The organism is Dactylosporangium fulvum (genome assembly GCF_025137375.1).
In the GTDB taxonomy this organism is placed as follows: Bacteria; Actinomycetota; Actinomycetes; order Mycobacteriales; family Micromonosporaceae; genus Dactylosporangium; species Dactylosporangium fulvum.
Window position 1 is genome coordinate 10,019,422 of record NZ_CP073720.1, and the last position, 17,502, is coordinate 10,036,923.

At 68.9% G+C, this 17,502-nt stretch carries 17 protein-coding genes; 5 read left to right on the forward strand and 12 right to left on the reverse strand.

Annotated features, from left to right (window positions below; genetic code table 11):
• Nucleotides 1–46 precede the first annotated feature (46 nt).
• The 3 genes from Dfulv_RS46190 to Dfulv_RS46200 all read right to left on the reverse strand — a co-directional run bounded on the left by Dfulv_RS46190 (nt 47) and on the right by Dfulv_RS46200 (nt 2,808).
• On the reverse strand, nt 47–547 hold the full coding sequence (locus tag Dfulv_RS46190) for a SigE family RNA polymerase sigma factor (protein ID WP_259860134.1): 501 nt from the start codon (nt 545–547) through the stop codon (nt 47–49).
• 234 nt (nt 548–781) lie between these two features.
• Complete coding sequence (locus Dfulv_RS46195; protein WP_259860135.1) at nt 782–1,909, reverse strand: tyrosine-type recombinase/integrase; 1,128 nt, start codon at nt 1,907–1,909, stop codon at nt 782–784.
• A 383-nt stretch (nt 1,910–2,292) separates the two neighbouring features.
• On the reverse strand, nt 2,293–2,808 hold the full coding sequence (locus tag Dfulv_RS46200; RefSeq protein ID WP_259860136.1) for an SMI1/KNR4 family protein: 516 nt from the start codon (nt 2,806–2,808) through the stop codon (nt 2,293–2,295).
• Between the two features lie 237 nt (nt 2,809–3,045).
• Here Dfulv_RS46200 and Dfulv_RS46205 point away from each other — a divergent pair, with 237 nt between their 5' ends.
• Both Dfulv_RS46205 and Dfulv_RS46210 read left to right on the forward strand, forming a co-directional pair.
• A complete protein-coding gene (locus tag Dfulv_RS46205; protein WP_259860137.1) occupies nt 3,046–3,402 on the forward strand; it encodes a sigma factor in 357 nt (118 codons plus the stop codon).
• The gene (locus Dfulv_RS46210; protein WP_259860138.1) at nt 3,396–3,527 is read left to right on the forward strand and encodes an RNA polymerase sigma factor; all 132 of its coding nucleotides are present in this window, start codon (nt 3,396–3,398) and stop codon (nt 3,525–3,527) included. Before Dfulv_RS46205 ends, Dfulv_RS46210 begins: the two co-directional genes overlap by 7 nt.
• Nucleotides 3,528–3,918: 391 nt before the next feature.
• Here the strand turns inward: Dfulv_RS46210 and Dfulv_RS46215 are convergent, their stop codons facing one another.
• A complete protein-coding gene (locus Dfulv_RS46215) occupies nt 3,919–5,574 on the reverse strand; it encodes a site-specific integrase (RefSeq protein ID WP_259860139.1) in 1,656 nt (551 codons plus the stop codon).
• On the opposite strand from Dfulv_RS46215, the gene Dfulv_RS46220 reads away from it, so the two are divergent.
• The 3 genes from Dfulv_RS46220 (at nt 5,566) to Dfulv_RS46230 (ending at nt 7,789) form a co-directional block, all read left to right on the forward strand.
• The gene (locus tag Dfulv_RS46220) at nt 5,566–6,993 is read left to right on the forward strand and encodes a hypothetical protein (RefSeq protein ID WP_259860140.1); all 1,428 of its coding nucleotides are present in this window, start codon (nt 5,566–5,568) and stop codon (nt 6,991–6,993) included. The genes Dfulv_RS46215 and Dfulv_RS46220 overlap by 9 nt on opposite strands.
• On the forward strand, nt 6,990–7,190 hold the full coding sequence (locus Dfulv_RS46225) for a hypothetical protein (protein WP_259860141.1): 201 nt from the start codon (nt 6,990–6,992) through the stop codon (nt 7,188–7,190). Before Dfulv_RS46220 ends, Dfulv_RS46225 begins: the two co-directional genes overlap by 4 nt.
• Before the next feature lie 89 nt (nt 7,191–7,279).
• Complete coding sequence (locus Dfulv_RS46230) at nt 7,280–7,789, forward strand: hypothetical protein (RefSeq protein ID WP_259860142.1); 510 nt, start codon at nt 7,280–7,282, stop codon at nt 7,787–7,789.
• Between the two features lie 420 nt (nt 7,790–8,209).
• On the opposite strand, the gene Dfulv_RS46235 is transcribed toward Dfulv_RS46230, so the two are convergent.
• The 8 genes from Dfulv_RS46235 to Dfulv_RS46270 form a co-directional block, all read right to left on the reverse strand.
• The gene (locus tag Dfulv_RS46235; protein ID WP_259860143.1) at nt 8,210–9,448 is read right to left on the reverse strand and encodes a hypothetical protein; all 1,239 of its coding nucleotides are present in this window, start codon (nt 9,446–9,448) and stop codon (nt 8,210–8,212) included.
• The gene (locus tag Dfulv_RS46240; protein WP_259860144.1) at nt 9,445–9,951 is read right to left on the reverse strand and encodes a SigE family RNA polymerase sigma factor; all 507 of its coding nucleotides are present in this window, start codon (nt 9,949–9,951) and stop codon (nt 9,445–9,447) included. The genes Dfulv_RS46235 and Dfulv_RS46240 overlap by 4 nt, the downstream gene beginning before the upstream one ends.
• Nucleotides 9,952–10,132: 181 nt before the next feature.
• Entirely contained in the window at nt 10,133–10,981 is an 849-nt protein-coding gene (locus tag Dfulv_RS46245; RefSeq protein ID WP_259860145.1) for a DUF3152 domain-containing protein, read from the reverse strand.
• Between the two features lie 108 nt (nt 10,982–11,089).
• On the reverse strand, nt 11,090–12,817 hold the full coding sequence (locus tag Dfulv_RS46250; RefSeq protein ID WP_259860146.1) for a transglycosylase domain-containing protein: 1,728 nt from the start codon (nt 12,815–12,817) through the stop codon (nt 11,090–11,092).
• A gap of 723 nt (nt 12,818–13,540) precedes the next feature.
• Entirely contained in the window at nt 13,541–13,675 is a 135-nt protein-coding gene (locus tag Dfulv_RS46255) for a hypothetical protein (protein ID WP_259860147.1), read from the reverse strand.
• A complete protein-coding gene (locus Dfulv_RS46260; RefSeq protein ID WP_259860148.1) occupies nt 13,672–14,325 on the reverse strand; it encodes a response regulator in 654 nt (217 codons plus the stop codon). The genes Dfulv_RS46255 and Dfulv_RS46260 overlap by 4 nt, the downstream gene beginning before the upstream one ends.
• Complete coding sequence (locus Dfulv_RS46265) at nt 14,313–15,530, reverse strand: sensor histidine kinase (RefSeq protein ID WP_259860149.1); 1,218 nt, start codon at nt 15,528–15,530, stop codon at nt 14,313–14,315. The genes Dfulv_RS46260 and Dfulv_RS46265 overlap by 13 nt, the downstream gene beginning before the upstream one ends.
• A 41-nt stretch (nt 15,531–15,571) precedes the next feature.
• The gene (locus Dfulv_RS46270; RefSeq protein ID WP_259869587.1) at nt 15,572–17,497 is read right to left on the reverse strand and encodes an FtsX-like permease family protein; all 1,926 of its coding nucleotides are present in this window, start codon (nt 17,495–17,497) and stop codon (nt 15,572–15,574) included.
• Between the last annotated feature and the right edge of the window lie 5 nt (nt 17,498–17,502).

Consider the following 17,502-nt stretch of genomic DNA (forward strand, 5'->3'; position numbering starts at 1 on the left):
AGTTCTGATGCCCGCGCGGGGTGGTCGCAACGGGCGCAGACGGCCGTCATCCCCCCACCTGCGACGGGTCGGGCAGCGCCGCTCGCAGGGTGTCCAGGGCGCGGGCCGTCTGGCTCTTCACCGTGCCGGGCGAGATGCCGAGCACCTCCGCCGTCTCCTCGACCGAGTGGTCCAGGTAGAAGCGCAGCACGAGCACCGCCCGGCGGCGTTTCGGCAGCGAACGGAGCAGGGCCAGCAGGTCCCCGTGTTCACCGCGCGGGGGCACGGCGACTTCCGCCACCTCCGGCAGCTGGTCGGCGGGGACCTCGCGCCACCACGGGCGCCGGCGCTCGTCCAGCCAGGCGTTGACCAGCATCGCCCGCACGTACGCGTCGATGTTGTCGGCCTGACGGGCACGGCGCCACTTGTCGTACAACTTGGCCAGCGTGGTCGAAACCAGATCGTCGGCCGTGTGCCAGTCGTGGCACAACAGATAGGCCGTGCGCCGCAGGACGTCCATCCGCAGCGTGACGTACTCGCGGTAGGCCGCCTCTTGGGATCGCTGCACGTCCCTCCCTTCCTATGTCTCTACATTGCGGGACGGAAGGACGCGGCGATCAGGTTGCTTTTGTCAGTAGCGCGGCGCGAGCCGACGGTTCGTCTGCAATCAGACCTACGACCGCAGCCCGGCCAGGCTTGGTCGAGGTGACCGGTGGGATCGTTCGTATCGCGGCTGCCCGCAGCGGTTTGGTGTGGCTCTCATCTGGCATGCGTCCTGCCGGTCACCGTGGCGCGGAGAGGCTCAAGAGGGTCTGCCCAGCTCGAAGTAGCGCTGCCCTCCTCGCCGACACCACCGTCGAATCGCGCAGCCCCGCTCTGGTAGCGGGATGAGGTCGTGGCACCAGCGTCTACTTCGTCCGACTGGGCCGCTGTGGTTCTGGTTCTTGACCGTCGGGGGGGCGTCGGGGCGGCCGTGATGAGCGTCTTTCTTGTTGCCAATGCGCAACCTCGCGGGCCGGGAGGCGGTCGGGACTCCTGCTGGAATGTAGTTGGGGTGGCGGTCGAGGTTGTTGCGTGCCCGGTCGTAGCGCATCGTCGTGCGGGGGTCGGCGTGGCGGGCGGCGATCTGCACGTCGCGGAGGCTGACCCCGGCGTCGAGCATGGTCGTGACGAACGTGTGCCGCAGCATGTGCGGGTGCATCCTGGGCATCCGCACGCCGGCGGCCGCGGCGAGGTGCCTGAGCCGCCGGGACGCGGCGTGGCGATCCATCCGCCCGCCGAGCATGTTCCGCAGGATCGGCCCGTCGACCCGCTCGCCGACGGCGCGTTCGATCGCCCGAGCGACCGCTGGTGGCAGCGGGATCAGGACGACTTTGCCGCCTTTGCCGCGCACGCGCAGGACGCGGTGGCCGTGCTCCTCGCCGAGGTCGGTGATGTTAGACCCGCAGGCTTCGAAGATCCGCAGCCCGAGCAGGCCCAGCAAGGCGATCAAAGCGAAGTCGTTCGGGTTGGCCGACAGCCTGGCGGTGGTGATCAGCGCCTCGAACTGCAGATGCCCGAGCCCCAGGGTCGGTGACTCGGCCGGGACGGTCGGCCGGCGGACGTAGTCGGCGGGCGAATGCGGCAGGATGCCGTCGATAACGCATACCCGATAGAAGCCGGTCACGATCGACAACCGGCGGGAGACCGTGGACGGCTGGTAGCAGCGGACCTCCTGCAGCCAGCGGACGTACCGTTCGATGTCGACCCGGACCGCGGCGAGCGGATCGAGGTCGTGATCGGTGCACCAGCGCAGGAAGACCCGCAGGTCCGACTCGCTGTGCAGCCGGGTCTGACCGCGATAGCGACCGAGGTAGGCCGCCACTGCGGCCCGCAGGACAAGATCGCCCGGCGACTCGAGCCGGGCACTGGGTACAGGAGACGCAGCCATGTATTACGGTGCGTCACCAACCACGATGAACGCCAGAACCCCCGTCGCGGCAGAGATCCGAAAGCCAGATCGCCAGTCCGCGCTGGTGATCTCATCTGGTCAACGGAGCTCCACCGCCTGGTGAGCAGGTCAACGACCGATCAGCTCGAGCGGCTCACCGCTCTGACCCGTCCACACTTCCGTGCCGACCGAGCGCCAGATCGTTATCGAGGCAACCCCATTACCGCTATGCCGGGACAGACGACGGACGAGGCACCGACCAAGAGCTTGACTCAGAACGTCTTACGCTGATGAGCGGATGCCTGGTGCGGGTATCGCATGCGAGGAGCGTTGGAGGCGAGAACCTCAAAGAGTCAGTCCGCGACGCCTGTCCCGATCTGTGTTCACTGCGCCGTTGTGTCGATCAGCAAGGTCAGCGCTTGGTGCAGCGATTGGGCGGCGACAACGATTTTCGCAGTCATGCGGTGCAGGTCCCCCGTACATTGCTGTGCGATTGCTGTCAGCTCGGGACTGGGAACGATGATGCGGTTGATGCCGTCGACGGTCTCCAGTGGACCGACGCCGTTAGCGAGTAGCCACAAGTAGTCGCCGAGGTCCGCAGCGATCACGTGCAGTTCGCCCTCGGAGCCGAGGAACACGATCGGCTGTGTCTCGATCGGCTTGTCAGGCTCGCGTACCCAGGATGCGGCCAGCCCACCGGAGCTGTCTTGCCCGAAGACTCGGAACGGTGCAATGACAGCCGCCGGGTTGCCGGTCCAGGACTGCCACCACTGAGATGTCTCGACGGACCACATGAACTCGTCGTAAGGCTCGAAGTCGTGGCTGTCATGGTCGGCCGAGAAACCCTCAGCGTGTGCTGCAACCAGCGGGGCCGGCAGCGTACGGTCCTCGTCCTGCACCAGCGAAGTCTATGAGGGTTGCCTTGAGCGAATCGAGGATGACCCCGCCAACGAAGCAACACCGAACATTCGACCAGCGCGACCAGCGCATGTCCGGACACACGCGATCAAGCGCGACCGGACATTGGCGGCGTTGGTCGGGTCGAACGCGAGACACAGGGAATCCGTGACGGCGTGCAACCCCGCGCCGGGGCGGCGCGGTCGTACGGCTGACACCCCCGGCCGTTGGAGGTCCGCTTGTCCAGATCCGACGACGAGTTCCACGCGTTCGTCGCCGAGCGCCTCGATCGATGGCGAAGAAGCGCCTATCTGTTGTGCGGCGACTGGCACCTCGCCGACGACCTCGTCTCGCAGGCATTGGTCAAACTGCACCGGAGCTGGTCGAAGGCGCGCAGCGCCGACAACGTCGACGCGTACGCGCAGAAGGTGCTGACCCGGTGCTGGCTGACCGAGCGGGGGCGCCGCTGGCGCCACCTGGAACAGACGCACTCCGACCCGCCGCCCCGTCGTACCTGCCCGACGACCGGGTGGTCGACCGGTTGCCGCTGGCCGACCTGCTCCGCTCGCTCGGGCCACGCCAGCGCGCAGTGCTGATCCTGCGCTTCTACCTCGACCACTCGGTCGAGGAGACCGCCGAGATCCTCGGCGTGTCCCCCGGAACCATCAAGAGCCAGTCGGCACGCGCCCTGAAGCAGCTCCGCATCAGAACGCCCCGATGACCCACCCACTGGAAGGAACGTTGATGCAGCAGTTGTTCGACGAAGTGATCGGCACGCCGCCGCCCACGGCCATCGACTCGCGGGCGATCGTACGCCGCGATCGCCGGGTGCGCGCCACCCTGTGGAGCGCGCTCGGCACCACCGCGATTGCGGCCGGGCTCGCGGTGGTCGTACTCGCCACGGGCACCGGGCCTGCCGGCACGCCACCCGTGGGCGCGCCACCGGCCGACGCCTCGGTCCTCCCGGACAACCGCCTCCAACTGCGGTCGGCGACGCGTGAGGAGGCACAAGTCAGTGCCGGCCCGCTCAAGGCCGCGCTCGACGCGGCCGTACGGGCGGCGGTGCCGTCGGCACAATGGGACCCGAAGGGCTTCGACATCACCGTCATCGACTACGTGTCGCCGTTGGGATGGATCGGACCGGCCGAGGTCACGAACGGCGGAGCGAGGGGCAGCGTCAACGTCATGCTGCACGGCTTCTCCGTGTCCATGACGATCGATCCGCTGACCTGCGCGACGCTCGCGGCCGTTCCCGACAAGAAGGCAGACGGGCAGCGAGGCGACAACCCAGCCTCGGCTCCGCCGTGCGTCGATGCGAAAACGGCGTCCGGCAAGCCGGTAGTCACGTACACGGTGAACAGTAAGGATGTGAAAAGGTTCGAGGTCCGGATCGGGCTCGCAGACAACCGGGTCATGACCGTCACAAGCGGCGGTGACGACAAGACGCCCGCCCTGACCCTCGACCAACTCGTCCGGATCGCACAGGAGGCGACCGACCGCATCAAGTGATCAATGCGAGGGGACGAGTTGCGCGCCGGCCATCGCGCGCAACTCGTCCCCTGAAGGTGCCGATGCTGTCGCGGAACCCCGAAATCCGAACTACGGATCTTCAGGGTCCCAACGTACGCGTTGTGGTCGCGGCGCATGTCGCCGTCGAGCACCTGCCAGGAAACAATCCGCCATGCGCGGATCGCGCCGGCCCACACGGTGATCCGTTCGCGGTGCCGGCCCAGGTAGGCGGCGACCGCCGCCCGCAGCACGAGTTGATCAGACGACACAACGCCCGCATCGGATACAGGGAAGGCAGCCGTAACCGACCGGCAGACCGCAGTGACTCGGGGCAGCAGGATCAGGTGCGCTGTATTCGGCTTCTTGTTCGACTCGGGTGCGGCGGGTGCCGGGGCACCTGTTTTCGGGCCGCGGTCGGGCCGGTTCTTCCGCGCCTTGGTCTTGATCTTCTTGCGGGTGCGGCGGCGAGGACGAGCTGGGCGGTGTCGTCGGCGCAGCGGCGCTGGATCTCGGGTAGCACGCTGGTGTAAGTGTCGGCGGTCACCACGATGCTGGAGTGCCCGAGCAGGGTCCTGCAGCGTCTTGAGATCGGCGCCCGCCTCGTGGGCCAGGGAAGCGGCGCCGTGGCGCAGGTCGTGCAGTCGCACCGGCGGGAGCCCGGTGCGCTCAACAAGTTTGCGGAAGCGGGTGGTGGCGTAGTTCGGGTTGATCGGCAACCCGTCGCCACGGACGAACACGTAGCCGGAGTCGACCCACCCGTGGCCGTTGGCGAGGGTGTCGCGGCGCTGATCCTGCTGGCGGCGGCGATGCGCCCGCAGGACCCGGACGGTGTGCTTGTCCAGGGCGACGGCGCGGCGGCCGGCCGGGGTCTTGGGGTCGTTCTCGACGATCTGGTAGCCGGCGGAGGTGCGGTTACGCTCGACGGTCAGTACGGCGCGGTCAAGGTCGATGTCGGTCCAGCGCAGTCCGCACAGTTCGCCGCGGCGCAGCCCGCGCAGACCGGCGAGCCACCAGCACGCGAACAGGGAGTCGTCGGTGACGGCGCCGAGGAACTCGGCGAGCTGGTCGGCGGTCCAGACGGCGACGGCGGGGTGGGCGCCGGTCTCTTCCCAGGAGGCGACGCGGGCCTCGGTCCAGACCTTGGTGTGCGGCTGCCGGTAGCCCTTGATCTCGATGTGCCGGGCCGGGTTGCAGTCCAGGACGCCTTCTTTGACGGCGAGGTTGAGCGCGGCGCGCAGGGTGGTGCGCAGGTGCTGCATCGCCGAGGCGGACTGGCGTCGGCCCTTGCTGTTGGTGGTGCCGGCGATCTTGGCGAAGACGGTGCGGAGCAGGCCGGCGTCGAGGTCGGCGAGGCGATAGGCGCCGAGGTGCGGGATGAGGACGGTGTCGACGTCGCGGGTGTAGTGGAACCGGGTCGTCGCGCGGATGTGGGTGCGGGCGTCGAGCCGGTGCCACAGCCACCGCTCGACGGCCCAGCCCTGGGCGGTCCGGTCGGCGGCGGTGCCGGGGCCACCTACGCGGACGTGCTCGACGGCGTGGATCTGGTGATCGAGTCGACCCGTACCGGCTACGAGCAGTTCTTCGTAGTCAAGACCCGGGAGGCACTGGCGAAGTCAGGGAAGCTGACCCTGCGGTTGAAGGCACCCAAGCTCAAAATGTCGCCGGACGGCGGGGGTGGCCTGCTGTTCAAAACCAAGGACGGCAGCGACGCGGGCCGCATCCCGGCGCCGTCAATGTGGAACGCCACGATCGGTGAGCAGTCGCTGGACCACCTGCGGGTCGGCAGCGTCGCGCTGTCCGCCGTGCAGCACGACGCGAACATCACCTTGGAGCTGACCCCGGACCCGCAGTTCCTGGCGTCGCCGGACCTGGCGTACCCGATCACGATCGACCCCTCGATCTACCCGACGTTCGACACGTTTGTGCAGAGCGGCTGGGTTGATGACCAGTCCGGCTTGACCGATCTGAAGTTGGGCTACTCCGACGACGGCGGGTCGTGGACGGCCCGGTCGTATCTGAGGTGGGACACGGCGTTCCTGGCCGGCGCACAGGTGAACTCCGCGACGGTCTGCCTGTGGAACTACCATTCGTGGTCGTGCACGGCAGCGGCCTGGGAGGTATGGGATACACGGCCGGCGCTCTGTTGCCATCCGGCGGCGACGCGACGCCGGCGAGCCGCCCGCACCACCCTCACCAGGATGACGACGGCTACCGCTACCGGTGTCAGCAGGCACAGCAGGAACAGCGCTTCCTGCACGACGGCCGACCAGCGGGCGGGCAGGATCGCCGGTGCCGGCACCGGACCGTTGAACTGCCCGTTGCGGACCAGGTCCTGGGCGATGTCGATGGAACTGACGTCGCCCGGCGGGTCCAGCACCACATCCACAGCGCCTCCGGGCCGAAGCGCCAGCACGCGGACGTGCCGGGTCCCGAACGCGTCCGTGTCGTCGGTGGTGCTCGCGGTGACGTCGTCCTCCGACTCGTACTGCACGACGACGAGGGCATCACCGTGCCAGCCGAGCGCCCGCACCGCCGCGCCGGCCAGCTCGGACAGTGCCGGCCCCTCGCGGTCGGTGCCCGTGGCGGCGTCGACGCATCGTCGGACTTCCCCGACGCGGCGGCACGGCAGCGATTCTGCAGTGCCGCACAGCCGCTGGACATCGGCGACGGGGAGGTGAGTCCGAGTGACCGCAACCAGATCGTCGCTGAGCTGTCCCGCAACGCACCGGCCGAAGTCCGTCCGTCGTTCGACACGCTCGTCGCCTGGTACAAGAATCCGCACCCGGAAGACGAGCAGGCGGCGCGCGGCGCGAGCCTCCGCGTGGGCCGCTTCATCGAGCAGACATGCGCATTGAACCTCGGTGGAATCCGATAACATCAAGATGCCGTGATGACGAGGCGGGTCCGTGGCCCGCCGATCTCGCGGGGCCACGGACCCGCACACCGGCGAAGAAGAGGCCAGCTGTGGACACCGGCCAGCACAGCGCGGCGACGGAGCAGCCCAGTCCTCCGGCCGCCCCGCCCTCGCCCGGCCGGCGCCGGCGAACCCGACTGCTCGTGGCCGGCGGTGTCGTTGCCGCGCTCGTGGTCGCGGGCCTCGTCGCCGCCAGGCTGGCCGCGACAGGCGACGGCCAGGGCAAACCGACGGACACGGGGATCGCGTCGTGCGCCCGCCACATCGCCGAAGGCGTGGTATCGGAGGTCTCGCCGTCCGGTGCGGGCGGCGGCCGGCAGGTCACCATCCAGGTGGAGACGTCGCTGAAGGGCGCCGAGGTGGGCAAGCCGCTCACCTACGACGTCGACGAACCCTCGGGCGCGCAGGTCAGCCCTGGCACGCGGGTCTTCGTCATCGTCTCCCGCTTCCCCGCCGAGCCCGTCCATCAATACGTCGGCGCGGACGTTGCCTGGGCCCGCGACTGGATGACCCGCGCCGTGCCGCTGTCGCAGGACGTGCCGTGCGACGGACCGGCCTGAACCGGTCCTTCATGGCGCGGCGACCGAACGGTCACGCCGTGGCGGTGTCCGGCAGGTAGGGCCGGGGGCGGTTGGGCCGGGCGGCAGCCGTCGCCGTGAGCACGGCGTCGCCGACGAGCCGGGCGGGGAGGGTCATGCGCAGCCGGTTGACCCCCAGGTGTCCTTGAGGACAAGGTAGCTGGCGCCGATCGAGCCGGCCTCCTCAAGACCGGTCAGCTTGCCGAGGTTCGCTGTCGCATTGGTCCCGGAGGAGCCGTCGCCGCTTGCACGCGGCTTGTGTGGAGCTACCGCACCCACTGCTACCGGTGACCGCCAGCAGTGGGTGCGTCGACAAACAGCCAAAGGTTCCTGCGTTGGACAGCGCTGGACAAAGGCCGGGACCCCCCGAGCGGTCCCGGCCTGTCACGCGACGCCGATCGGTCAGCAGCCCGTCCAGATGACGGCGAGCGAGGAGTGGTCCGAGGGGAAGCCCGCCACGCCGAGGATCGTGCGGCCGTCGGCGCTGACCCAGTGGATCATGGTGTCGCGGCCCTGATACTGCGGGAGGGCGACGGGCGTGTTCCCGCGGTACAGCAGCGACTTGCCGTAGACGGTAGCCACGATCGTGCCGTTCACGCCGACCGTGTCGATCGACGCCGGGTAGAGCGTTCCGCTCGTTGGGTACAGGCCCGACTCGGGGTGGCCGACCTGCTCGACGGTGCCGGAGCCCAGATGCCACCGCGCATAGATCTGCTTGCCCGTCAGTTCGCCCTTACGGTCGCCCTCGGGGTCGGCGCCGGGCTTGCCGGAGGCGACCTCGCCGAACAACTGGTCGCCGCTGGAGTAGCCGGCCCAGCCGGTGTGGTATCCGGGCGGAAGCGGCAGCGGGGTGCCCTTGCCGTCGGACGTCCACCTCGTCGGGACCATGCTGACCGTGCCGAAGACCGTGCCGTCGTCGGCGATCGCCAGCGCCGTGGACACCGGGCTGCTGAACACCTTGTAGCCGCCGGCCGCGGGCCAGAGGACCGCACGGTGGTCGCCGCCGGCGCCCGTCCGGACCCCGCCCACGACGTCGCCGCGGGCGTTGATCGCCGACGCCCACACGTCCTGGAACCCCGGTGGGGTCGGCAGGTAGGTCATCGTGCCGTTACGCACCACCGCCACGCGGTCCGCGTTGCTGGTGCCCGCGATCGTGCCGGAGGCGTTCACCGCCGCGGGAAGGAACTCGCCGGGCAGCGCCTGCTGGTGCCCGTCGCCCCAGAGGACGGCGCCGGAGAAGCCCAAGCCGATGATGTAGTGGCCGGTCGGGTCGGCGATCAGGCTCGAGATGCCGAGCGGCTTCTGGTCCGCCTCGTCGAACACGGGCGCGACGGTGCAGCCCGGCGCCACGGGCGGCAGCGGCGAGAGGACCGGGCCGGGCGACGCGGCCCGGGAGGCGCCCGCCGACGACGGCGCGGACCGCGGCGGTGGTGTGGCGGCGGGCTGCTCGGCGGTGCCGCGGCCCGGCAGGGCGTACGCGACGCCGGCGAGCGCCAACGCCGTCAGGGCCGCCGCCCCGGTCACCGCGGTCGCGCGGCGGCGGCGGTGGGTGGTGCGCGCGTGGCGGTACACGTCCTCGGCATGCAGGCGCGACGGGGGCGTCTCGTCGGCGGCGTACCCTCGCAGCCTCTCCTCGATCATTGTGCGCTCCTCGACAGTTGTGGGGCCAGGCTGCGGCGCAGCGCGGCCAGCCCGGTGGCGGTGCGGCTCTTGATGGTTCCCTCGGAACGGCCCAGCAGCCTGGCGACCTCCGCGACCGGCAGGTCGCACAGAAACCGCAGGACGACGACGATCCGCTGCCGCTCGGGCAGCCGGTCCAGCGCCGCGCGGATCGCCAGCCGGTCGTCGATCTTCTCGCTGCCCCCGTCGACCGGCCGGTCGGGCGCGCGGTCCCGCAACAGGACCGCGGACCAGGGCCGCCGCCGGTCGGCGAGGCAGGCACGGACGACCATGGTGTGGACGTATGCGTCGAGGTTGTCGACCTCCGCCATCCGCGGCCACCGCCGATACAACACGGTCAGCGCGTTCTGCACGGCGTCGTCGGCACGATGCGCGTCGCCCAGCACGAGGCAGGCGACGCGATGCAGCCGCGGTATCCGCGACCGCACATACTCGATGTAGTCGTGCTCCTGTTCGGCACGCAACGGCCCGCTCCCCTCGGTCGTCCCCCGTCACCCAAGTCGATGCCGGCACCGGAGCACCCGGTTCAAAACTCGCGCACCCGATCCCCGGGATCCGTCAGCGGTACCGCCAAGGAGCCGATCTTTTGCGCCTGCTGACCTCGGCGGGGAAGCCCTGAGGTCGAGACAGTCACTGCGGCATTGGTCAGGATCGGGATCGCGGGCCCTGGACGAACGTGCCGTCGGCGGTGAACGGGAACGAGTTCATCGTGCAGCCGTTCAGCGCGATCGTCTGGGTCTGCATGATCGGGGCGGGGCCGGAGCCGGGGCACTTCATGTGGTCGAAACCCAGGAAATGGCCCATCTCGTGGTTGATCGTGTTGGCGTGGAAGTCCTCACCGGGATGACCGGCGATACCCTTCAACCAGCGGCGCAGATTGAGCAGAATCGTCTGACCGTAACGGCACGAATAGATACCCTGCGTACTGACACCGACGGAAGCACACAACTTGTCCACCGTGCCGGGCGTCGCCAGACGCAGACGGACACTGTAGTCGTTGCCACTCACCCGCTGAAACGACCAACTCGCATCGGCCAACTTATTCGGGCCATAGGTCACCGGATGCTCGGCAGACAGCGTCCAGCCACGCGGAGCACCGATCGCCCGCTCAACCTCGGCAGCGGTCTTCACCGGCGTCCAAACCGGATTGCCACCCCACTGGATACCGTCCTCAACCTCCACCCGATACCTCACCAGAGTCGCACCACTACCGACGACCTCGGTCCCACCCGAGGCGACAGTGAAGGTGCCCGCGCCGCTCATCGGGACGCCGTCGGCACCGGGGCTGACCGGATTGGCATCCTCGATATCGCCGCCCGGACTGATGGGTTTGGCGCCTCCGATACCCGCGCCCGCGCCCGGCGCGGGGGTATCAGTGGGCGGCGCGGGTACTGCTTTCTGTGAGAATCGGGGCGGCTCTGTCGCAATGAGTCCGGCCGTGGCAAGCAACCCGCCGAGCAGAATCGCAATAACTGCGACAGGTATCAGGTACAACTTGGCACGCTTGTCTCGGCCGGTAGACCTTGAGGCAATACTTGCGCTCCTCGTCGCTTCGATACCGCCGGTCCAGATTCGTCGAGATGGCGTAGATCCGGGCACGAACTAGTTCACCGTCGGTGGAAGATCCGCGAGGGCGGCGGTCATGAACGACCGCCATATTGCTCGGGGCAGTGTGTCGCTCGTGACCGGGTTGCCGTCGACGTCGCGTAGAGGGCCTGGCAGGTCGCGGCCGACCCACACGACGCTCGCGAGTTCTGATGTGTAGCCGGCGAGCCACACGTCCTGGTTGAAGTTTCTGTCCCATTCCCTGTTGCCTGACTTGACCGCGGCCGGCCGATCGCCGAGCAGATCTTCGCCCGCCTTCCTGACGAGCATGTCCGTGATCCGCGTCGCCGTCGTAGCCCGTACCACCCGTCTTTGGGAATACGTCGGAGGCGTCCAGTTCATCACGCGAACCTGATCTACGAAGTGGCGTCCAACGCTGAGGCCTCCATGAGCGATCACGGCGTATACGACTGCCATATCCAACGGGCTTACCGGGTAGCTGCCGGTGGCGATGGCAGCAGCAGTGGGGGGTTGCCTGGTATCACCACTCGACAGCGCCGGGCGACCGCCATAGACACGCTGAACGCCAAGTTGAAAAGCCTGCTCCGCTACTCGGACAGGTCCGAGTTTCTCGGTCACGCCCAGGTACGGCGCGGTCAATGATTTTGGCAGTGCGGACTTGAGCGAACACGGGCCACACGAACGCGGTCCGGGCCATGATGCCTCGGCGTTGACGCCAGCCTCTAGCGCCGCAGCGAGCACTACCGGCAGGAACGCACCCGCAGGCGGCCTCGGCGCTGCCGCGTCATCGAAGAATCCCGCACCTCTTGCACCGCCGTAGTACGCGCGGATCGCGCCGGTTGCGGGGTCGACTGCAACCAGTGCGGCCTTGAGCGTGTCTGGCTGGCCGCGTAGAGCGTCGGCGACGGCAGACTCGACCGCACGCTGTGCGGTCTGGTCGATTGTGGTCACGACCTGCAGTCCACCGGTGCGGAGCAGTTGGGCAGCAACACCGTTTTTGGCCAACTCACGCTCGACTTGACTCACGATGAGTCCCGTGGCGTCGGCATTAGCTCGTTCAGGTAGAACGGCAGGATATTGCAACGCTGCCGCCGCCGTCCCGTCGACGGTGCCCAGCTCGACCATCGCAGCCAAGATCCATCGCCACCGGGCCATTGCCGCCACTTCATCCGACGCCGGGTCCAGCCCCGTGGGATCCTTGATGACAGCGGCGAGAACCAGCGCCTGAGCCAGATCCAGCCGATCGACATCCGTACCGAAATACGCGACCGCGGCTGCCTGAATGCCGTATGCGCTGCGTCCAAAGTAGATCGTGTTGAGGTATTCGCAGAGGATCTCGTCTTTGGTCCTTCGACGTTCGACCTGGATCGCAAGCGCCGCCTCCTGCGCCTTGCGTTGCAGTGTCCGGTCCTGGGTGAGGTACGCGTTGCGAACGTATTGCTGGGTGATGGTCGATGCGCCCTGCGCCGTGCCGTGCGCCACGTTCGACCAAGCAGCCCGAGCCATGCCCCGCACAGACACACCAGCATGACCATAGAAGTCTCGGTCCTCCGCAGCGACAACAGCGTCGCGCAGCGACTTCGGGATACGGTCGAGCGAGACATCAGTGCGGTTGACGATCCCGACACGAGCGAGCACCGATTTCCCGTCGGCGAAGTACAGCGTCGATGCCTGCGGCTGCACGGGCAGGTCCGGAACCTTCGTCGTTACCACGTACCAGCCCGCCACGGCGACGATGACCGTCACCAGCGCGACAGCCGACATCATGGGCACCCGAACCCAGCGGTGTCGCCAGATCAACCGAGCGCCTTGACAACCCCTGGCCCAGAACAGCGATGTTCGCGCTGCGCAACGGCGGAACCGGTGCCATCGAGGTTCATCGGCCGGCGCATTTAGCGTCTCTGCAACATTGAATCTCGGCACTTCAAGAATCCTTCATTCGCCACCAATCGGTCATCCCGTACGCCCACGCGCGCAGCGTGGCCCGCGGACTCAAGGTTTCTTGACCGAAGGTGCAGTTGATCTTCACATTTGTTGAGTCGCATACCCAGAGGTGAGGAACGCCTCGGCCGCGGCAGCGTCACGCCGGCAGCTTGCGCTTGGCTGCTGCGTCAGCGGCTGGTCGCTTCGAAATGCGGAAGATCCGACTCGATGCGAAGAGACGCTCGAAATGGTCAGCCGCGCCATCCGGCGACGAACGTGCAGCGCGTGCCACATGCAGCTCCTAACACGAAGACGGTGTCGGAGCTGGGGCGCCCGACACCTGTTACATGTCAGGCAAGCCGCCGAACATTACAGGCTCTTCGAAGTTCAGCGGCGGGTGGTGGCGCAGCGGGTGCGTAGGCGCTGGTTCTCCGGGTTGTGGAAGCCGTAGGCGTCGCGGGCGGCGGAGCGGGTCAGCCGGTTGCGTAGCTCCCATTCGCGGTTGCCTTTACGGCCACGGCGGCCCCGGTGCTGGATGGTCGCCCGGCGGCGGACCTCGGATCGCTACAGGCTGAGGGCGAAGATGCCCGCCAGGATCACCAGCACGACCACGATCAGGCCCGTGAAGGAGGCCACCGTGCCGGCGACCAGGGCCGAGCCGATCCGCCGGGAGATGAGCAAGGAAAGTCTGATGGTCATTTCTGCGGATGCGTTCGGAGGTAGGCGAGTACTGCGGTGACGCGGCGGTGGCTGCTGTCGTCCGGGAGCAGGTCGAGCTTGGCGAAGATGTTGCTGACGTGCTTGTGCACGGCGCGTTCGGTCACGTGGAGGCGGGCTGCGATCGTGCCGTTGGTGTGCCCCTCGGCCATGAGGGCGAGGACTTCCCGTTCGCGCGGACTCAGCTCGTCCAGCCGGCTTGGTCGGCGGTCTGCGACCAGTTGTGAGATGACCAGGGGGTCGACGGCGGTGCCGCCTGCGGCGACGCGGCGCATCGCGTCGAGGAACTCGTCGACCCGCGATACCCGGTCTTTGAGCAGGTAGCCGACGCCGCCTCGACCGTCCGCGAGCAGTTCGGCCGCGTAGGCGCGCTCCACGTACTGGGAAAGCACGAGCACCGGCAGGCCGGGGTGGGTCTGGCGTGCGGCACGTACGGCACGGAGGCCCTCGTCGCCGAAGGTGGGCGGTAGCCGGATGTCGACGAGGGCGATGTCGGGCCGGTGCTGGTCGACCGCGGCGAGGAACTCGTCGACCCGGTCGACGGCGGCGGCCACCTCGAAGCCGGCGGTGGACAGCAGCAGCCCGAGTCCTTCCTGTAGCAGCACGTTGTCTTCGGCGATTACGACGCGCACGGCAGTTCCACCCGCAGTGTCGTCGGGCCACCTGCGGGACTGTGCAATGTGGTCCTTCCGTCCAGGGCTGCGGCCCGGTCTGCTACACCGGCGAGGCCCGTGCCGAGAGACGGGTCGGCCCCGCCCCGGCCGTTGTCGGTCACTTCCACCACCAACCGGTTGCCGCCTTGGTCGAGGGTCAGCGTGATCTCGGTGGCGCCGCTGTGTTTGACGACGTTGGTCAGCGCCTCGGCCGCGATGAAGTATGCGGCGCTTTCCACGGCGGCAGGCGGCCGCATCAGTGCTCCGATCGACGCGCGGACCGGCACAGGGGATTCGGCGGCAAGTGTCCGTACCGCCTCGGCCAGTCCCCGGTCGGCGAGGATCGGGGGGTAGATGCTGCGGACCACCTCGCGGAGCGCGGTCAGGGTCTGTTCGACGCCGGCATGAGCCCGCTCGACGAGTTGGTTGGCGGTGTCCGGGTCGGTGTCGCGTTGCCGCTGCGCGAGGCCCAACTGGATCGCCACCGCGACAAGGCGGGCCTGGATGCCGTCGTGCAGGTCCCGCTCGATGCGGCGCAGCTCGGCCGCGTGCGCGTCCAGAGCGGCCGCACGGGTGGTCGAGAGCTGCTCGACCCGCACGGTCAGGCGGTCGCGGGCCGAGGGCGCCAGCAGTGCCCGGTATGCCTTGGCCTGTGCCGCCGCGAAAACCGGCCCAGCCCAGATCAGTAGTGCTGCCGAGCCGACGGCGATTGGCAGCGACACGGCCAGCGCCCGCGTCCAGCTGTCGATCGTGACGAAGAAGGCGATCGGGGCGCCGTCCGGCACCCACCACACCAGTGTGACGACGGGTGCGATGATCGCGCACAGCCACACGGCCAGGCAGCACAGGGCCAGCGAGGTGCCGGCCATGGCGTGCAGCACAAGCCATAGCAGGTCTCGCCAGGTTGCCGGGTCACGGGCCAGCGTGCGCAGCTGTGCGAACGAAGAACCGGAGGGCTCGGCGTACCGCTGCGGCACCGCACCCCCCAGCAGTCGTCCCGCCCGGCGCCGCTCGACGGCGGCCAGCAACCGGACGACCCGTATCGTTTCTACCAGCAGTGGCACCCCGATCAGTACAAGGCACAAGGCTCCGGCCATCGCAAGGGCCAGCATCGCGCCGGCCGCGGCCACCGCCGTGACACCGCCGCGCAGCAGGTACGCCGTCGCCTGCCCCGTCCGTCGCATGATTCCATTGTCGTCGACCGGCCCGGAGGTAGCGGTGGCCGTCATTCCCGGCTGCCGGCGAAGGTCACGGCGGGCTGTCGGGTGGCCGCCAGGGTCGTGAGGATGCTGGTCACCCCGACGACCAGGGCCGTGCCGGCGAAGAGGGCGGCGAACAGCAGCCACGGAACGCTGATCACGGCGGTACCGACGATGTCGGAGACGGCGACGCTGACACCGGTCACGGTGCCGGCTGCGGCCAGCCCGCCGAGCACGAGCCCCACGACGACGACGGCCAGCGATTCCCACAGCGCAGCGCGGACGACCTGGCGGCGGGTCAGGCCGGTCAGCCGGGCGGTGGCGAACTCGGCGGTGCGGTCGGCGGCGGCGATCACGACCGCGTTGACCATCGCGATCACGGTGTACAGGACGGCCATCCCGAGCAGCGCGACCATCACCTTGAGGCTGTTTTGTTGCTGCTCGTCGGCGTCGTCCCGGACAAAGTCGGCCACCGTGGACACGCGGCCGAGCCCGGCCGCCCGGATACGGTCGGCGACCGCGGCCGGGTCGACGCCGACATCGACACGCACCATGTACCGCCGCTCCACGTCACCGACCGGTACCACGCCATCCGGCAGCAGAAAGTCCGGCCCGGCAACACGGAGCGGGATCATGGCGACGATTCGTAGGTCCCGTGGTGTGTCGTCGATGTGCACGCGCAGCGTGTCGCCGACCCGCCAGTGCTGTTCCGGCGCGTAGCCGCTGCTCACCGCGACCGTGTCTCCCCGGAGGGCGTCCAGGCTGCCGGCTTCCAGCGGTAGGCGGTGCGTGAGCTGGTACGTGCCCGGGTCGATGGCGACGCCGTCCACGGCCTCGAGTTCCGGCTGCGCGTCCGGATGTCTCATCTCGATCTGGAACGTCACGGGGATCTGGGCGGAGGCTGTACCCACGCCGTCCACCGCGGCCAGTTCCGTGCCGATCGACCGGTTGGTGGTGACGACCAGGTCTCCGGTAAGCGTCCGTAGCGCTTCCTCACGGCTGCCCGCGGCGACCGCGCCGAGGGTCCCGCCGATGCCGACAACCAGACCGACAAGTACCAGGATCGGCGCGGCCGTCGCAGCGCTGCGGCGCACCCCGTCACGCAGGTTCGCATGGGCCAGGTCACCCAGCGGTGCCCGCCCCGCCGACAACCGGACCAGCACGCCCAGCAACCCGCCGACCAGGGGGACGACCAGGGGCGACAGGGCGCTGAACGCGATGACCAGCACGATGCAGACCAGCAGTGACAGGGCCAGCGCGGCCTCTCCGCCCACGGCCGGAGCGAGCGTGATCAGCGCGATACCCCCGGCCAGGCAGAACAAGCCCCATATCCACCGCGGCCAGGTCATCACCGTGGCCGCCCTGCCGGTCCCGCGGAGGGCATCCAGCGCGCGCACCCGCGAGGCCCGCCGCGACGCGCCGAGCACGCCCAGGACAGCGACTCCCACGCCGGTGCCCGCCGCGAAAGGCAGGACCCACAACCCCCACCCGACCGTGAATCCCGCCGGTACGAAGCCCAACCGGGTCAGCGTCCACACCTCCAACCGCAGCACCGGAAGGCCCACCACGACGCCCGCGGCCGTGCCTAGGAGGCCCAGCACCAGCGCCTCGCCGAGCAGCAGGCGGCGTATCTGCCGCCGGCTGGCCCCGGTCAGCCGCAGCAGCGCCAACTCCCGGCGGCGCTGGGCCACTGTGAAGGCGAAGGTGGAACTGACGATGAAGACGGCGATGAAGAAGCACAGCGCCACTATCATGCCGAGCAACCCGGCCGCGGTGTCGTAGCCCTCGCGCAGCGCCTGCTCCTCGGGCGCGGGAAGTCCCGCGGGTATCGACGGGTCACCGGCCGCGACGAGCGCGAGCAGCGAGGACTGCACCAGTGCGACGCCGAAGCATACGGTGATCATCGCCCCGACGAACAACTGCCAGCGGTCGCGGAACGTGCTCCACGACATCCAGA

What these genes read in the sequence shown, in the direction of transcription:
- Dfulv_RS46195 (WP_259860135.1), bottom strand. Translation starts at nt 1,909, where the DNA reads ATGGCTGCGTCTCCTGTACCCAGTGCCCGGCTCGAGTCGCCGGGCGAT.
- Dfulv_RS46215 (WP_259860139.1), bottom strand. Translation starts at nt 5,574, where the DNA reads ATGCAGCACCTGCGCACCACCCTGCGCGCCGCGCTCAACCTCGCCGTC.
- Dfulv_RS46235 (WP_259860143.1), bottom strand. Translation starts at nt 9,448, where the DNA reads ATGATCGAGGAGAGGCTGCGAGGGTACGCCGCCGACGAGACGCCCCCG.
- Dfulv_RS46250 (WP_259860146.1), bottom strand. Translation starts at nt 12,817, where the DNA reads ATGTCGGCTGTCGCGCTGGTGACGGTCATCGTCGCCGTGGCGGGCTGG.
- Dfulv_RS46255 (WP_259860147.1), bottom strand. Translation starts at nt 13,675, where the DNA reads ATGACCATCAGACTTTCCTTGCTCATCTCCCGGCGGATCGGCTCGGCC.
- Dfulv_RS46265 (WP_259860149.1), bottom strand. Translation starts at nt 15,530, where the DNA reads ATGCGACGGACGGGGCAGGCGACGGCGTACCTGCTGCGCGGCGGTGTC.
- Dfulv_RS46270 (WP_259869587.1), bottom strand. Translation starts at nt 17,497, where the DNA reads ATGTCGTGGAGCACGTTCCGCGACCGCTGGCAGTTGTTCGTCGGGGCG.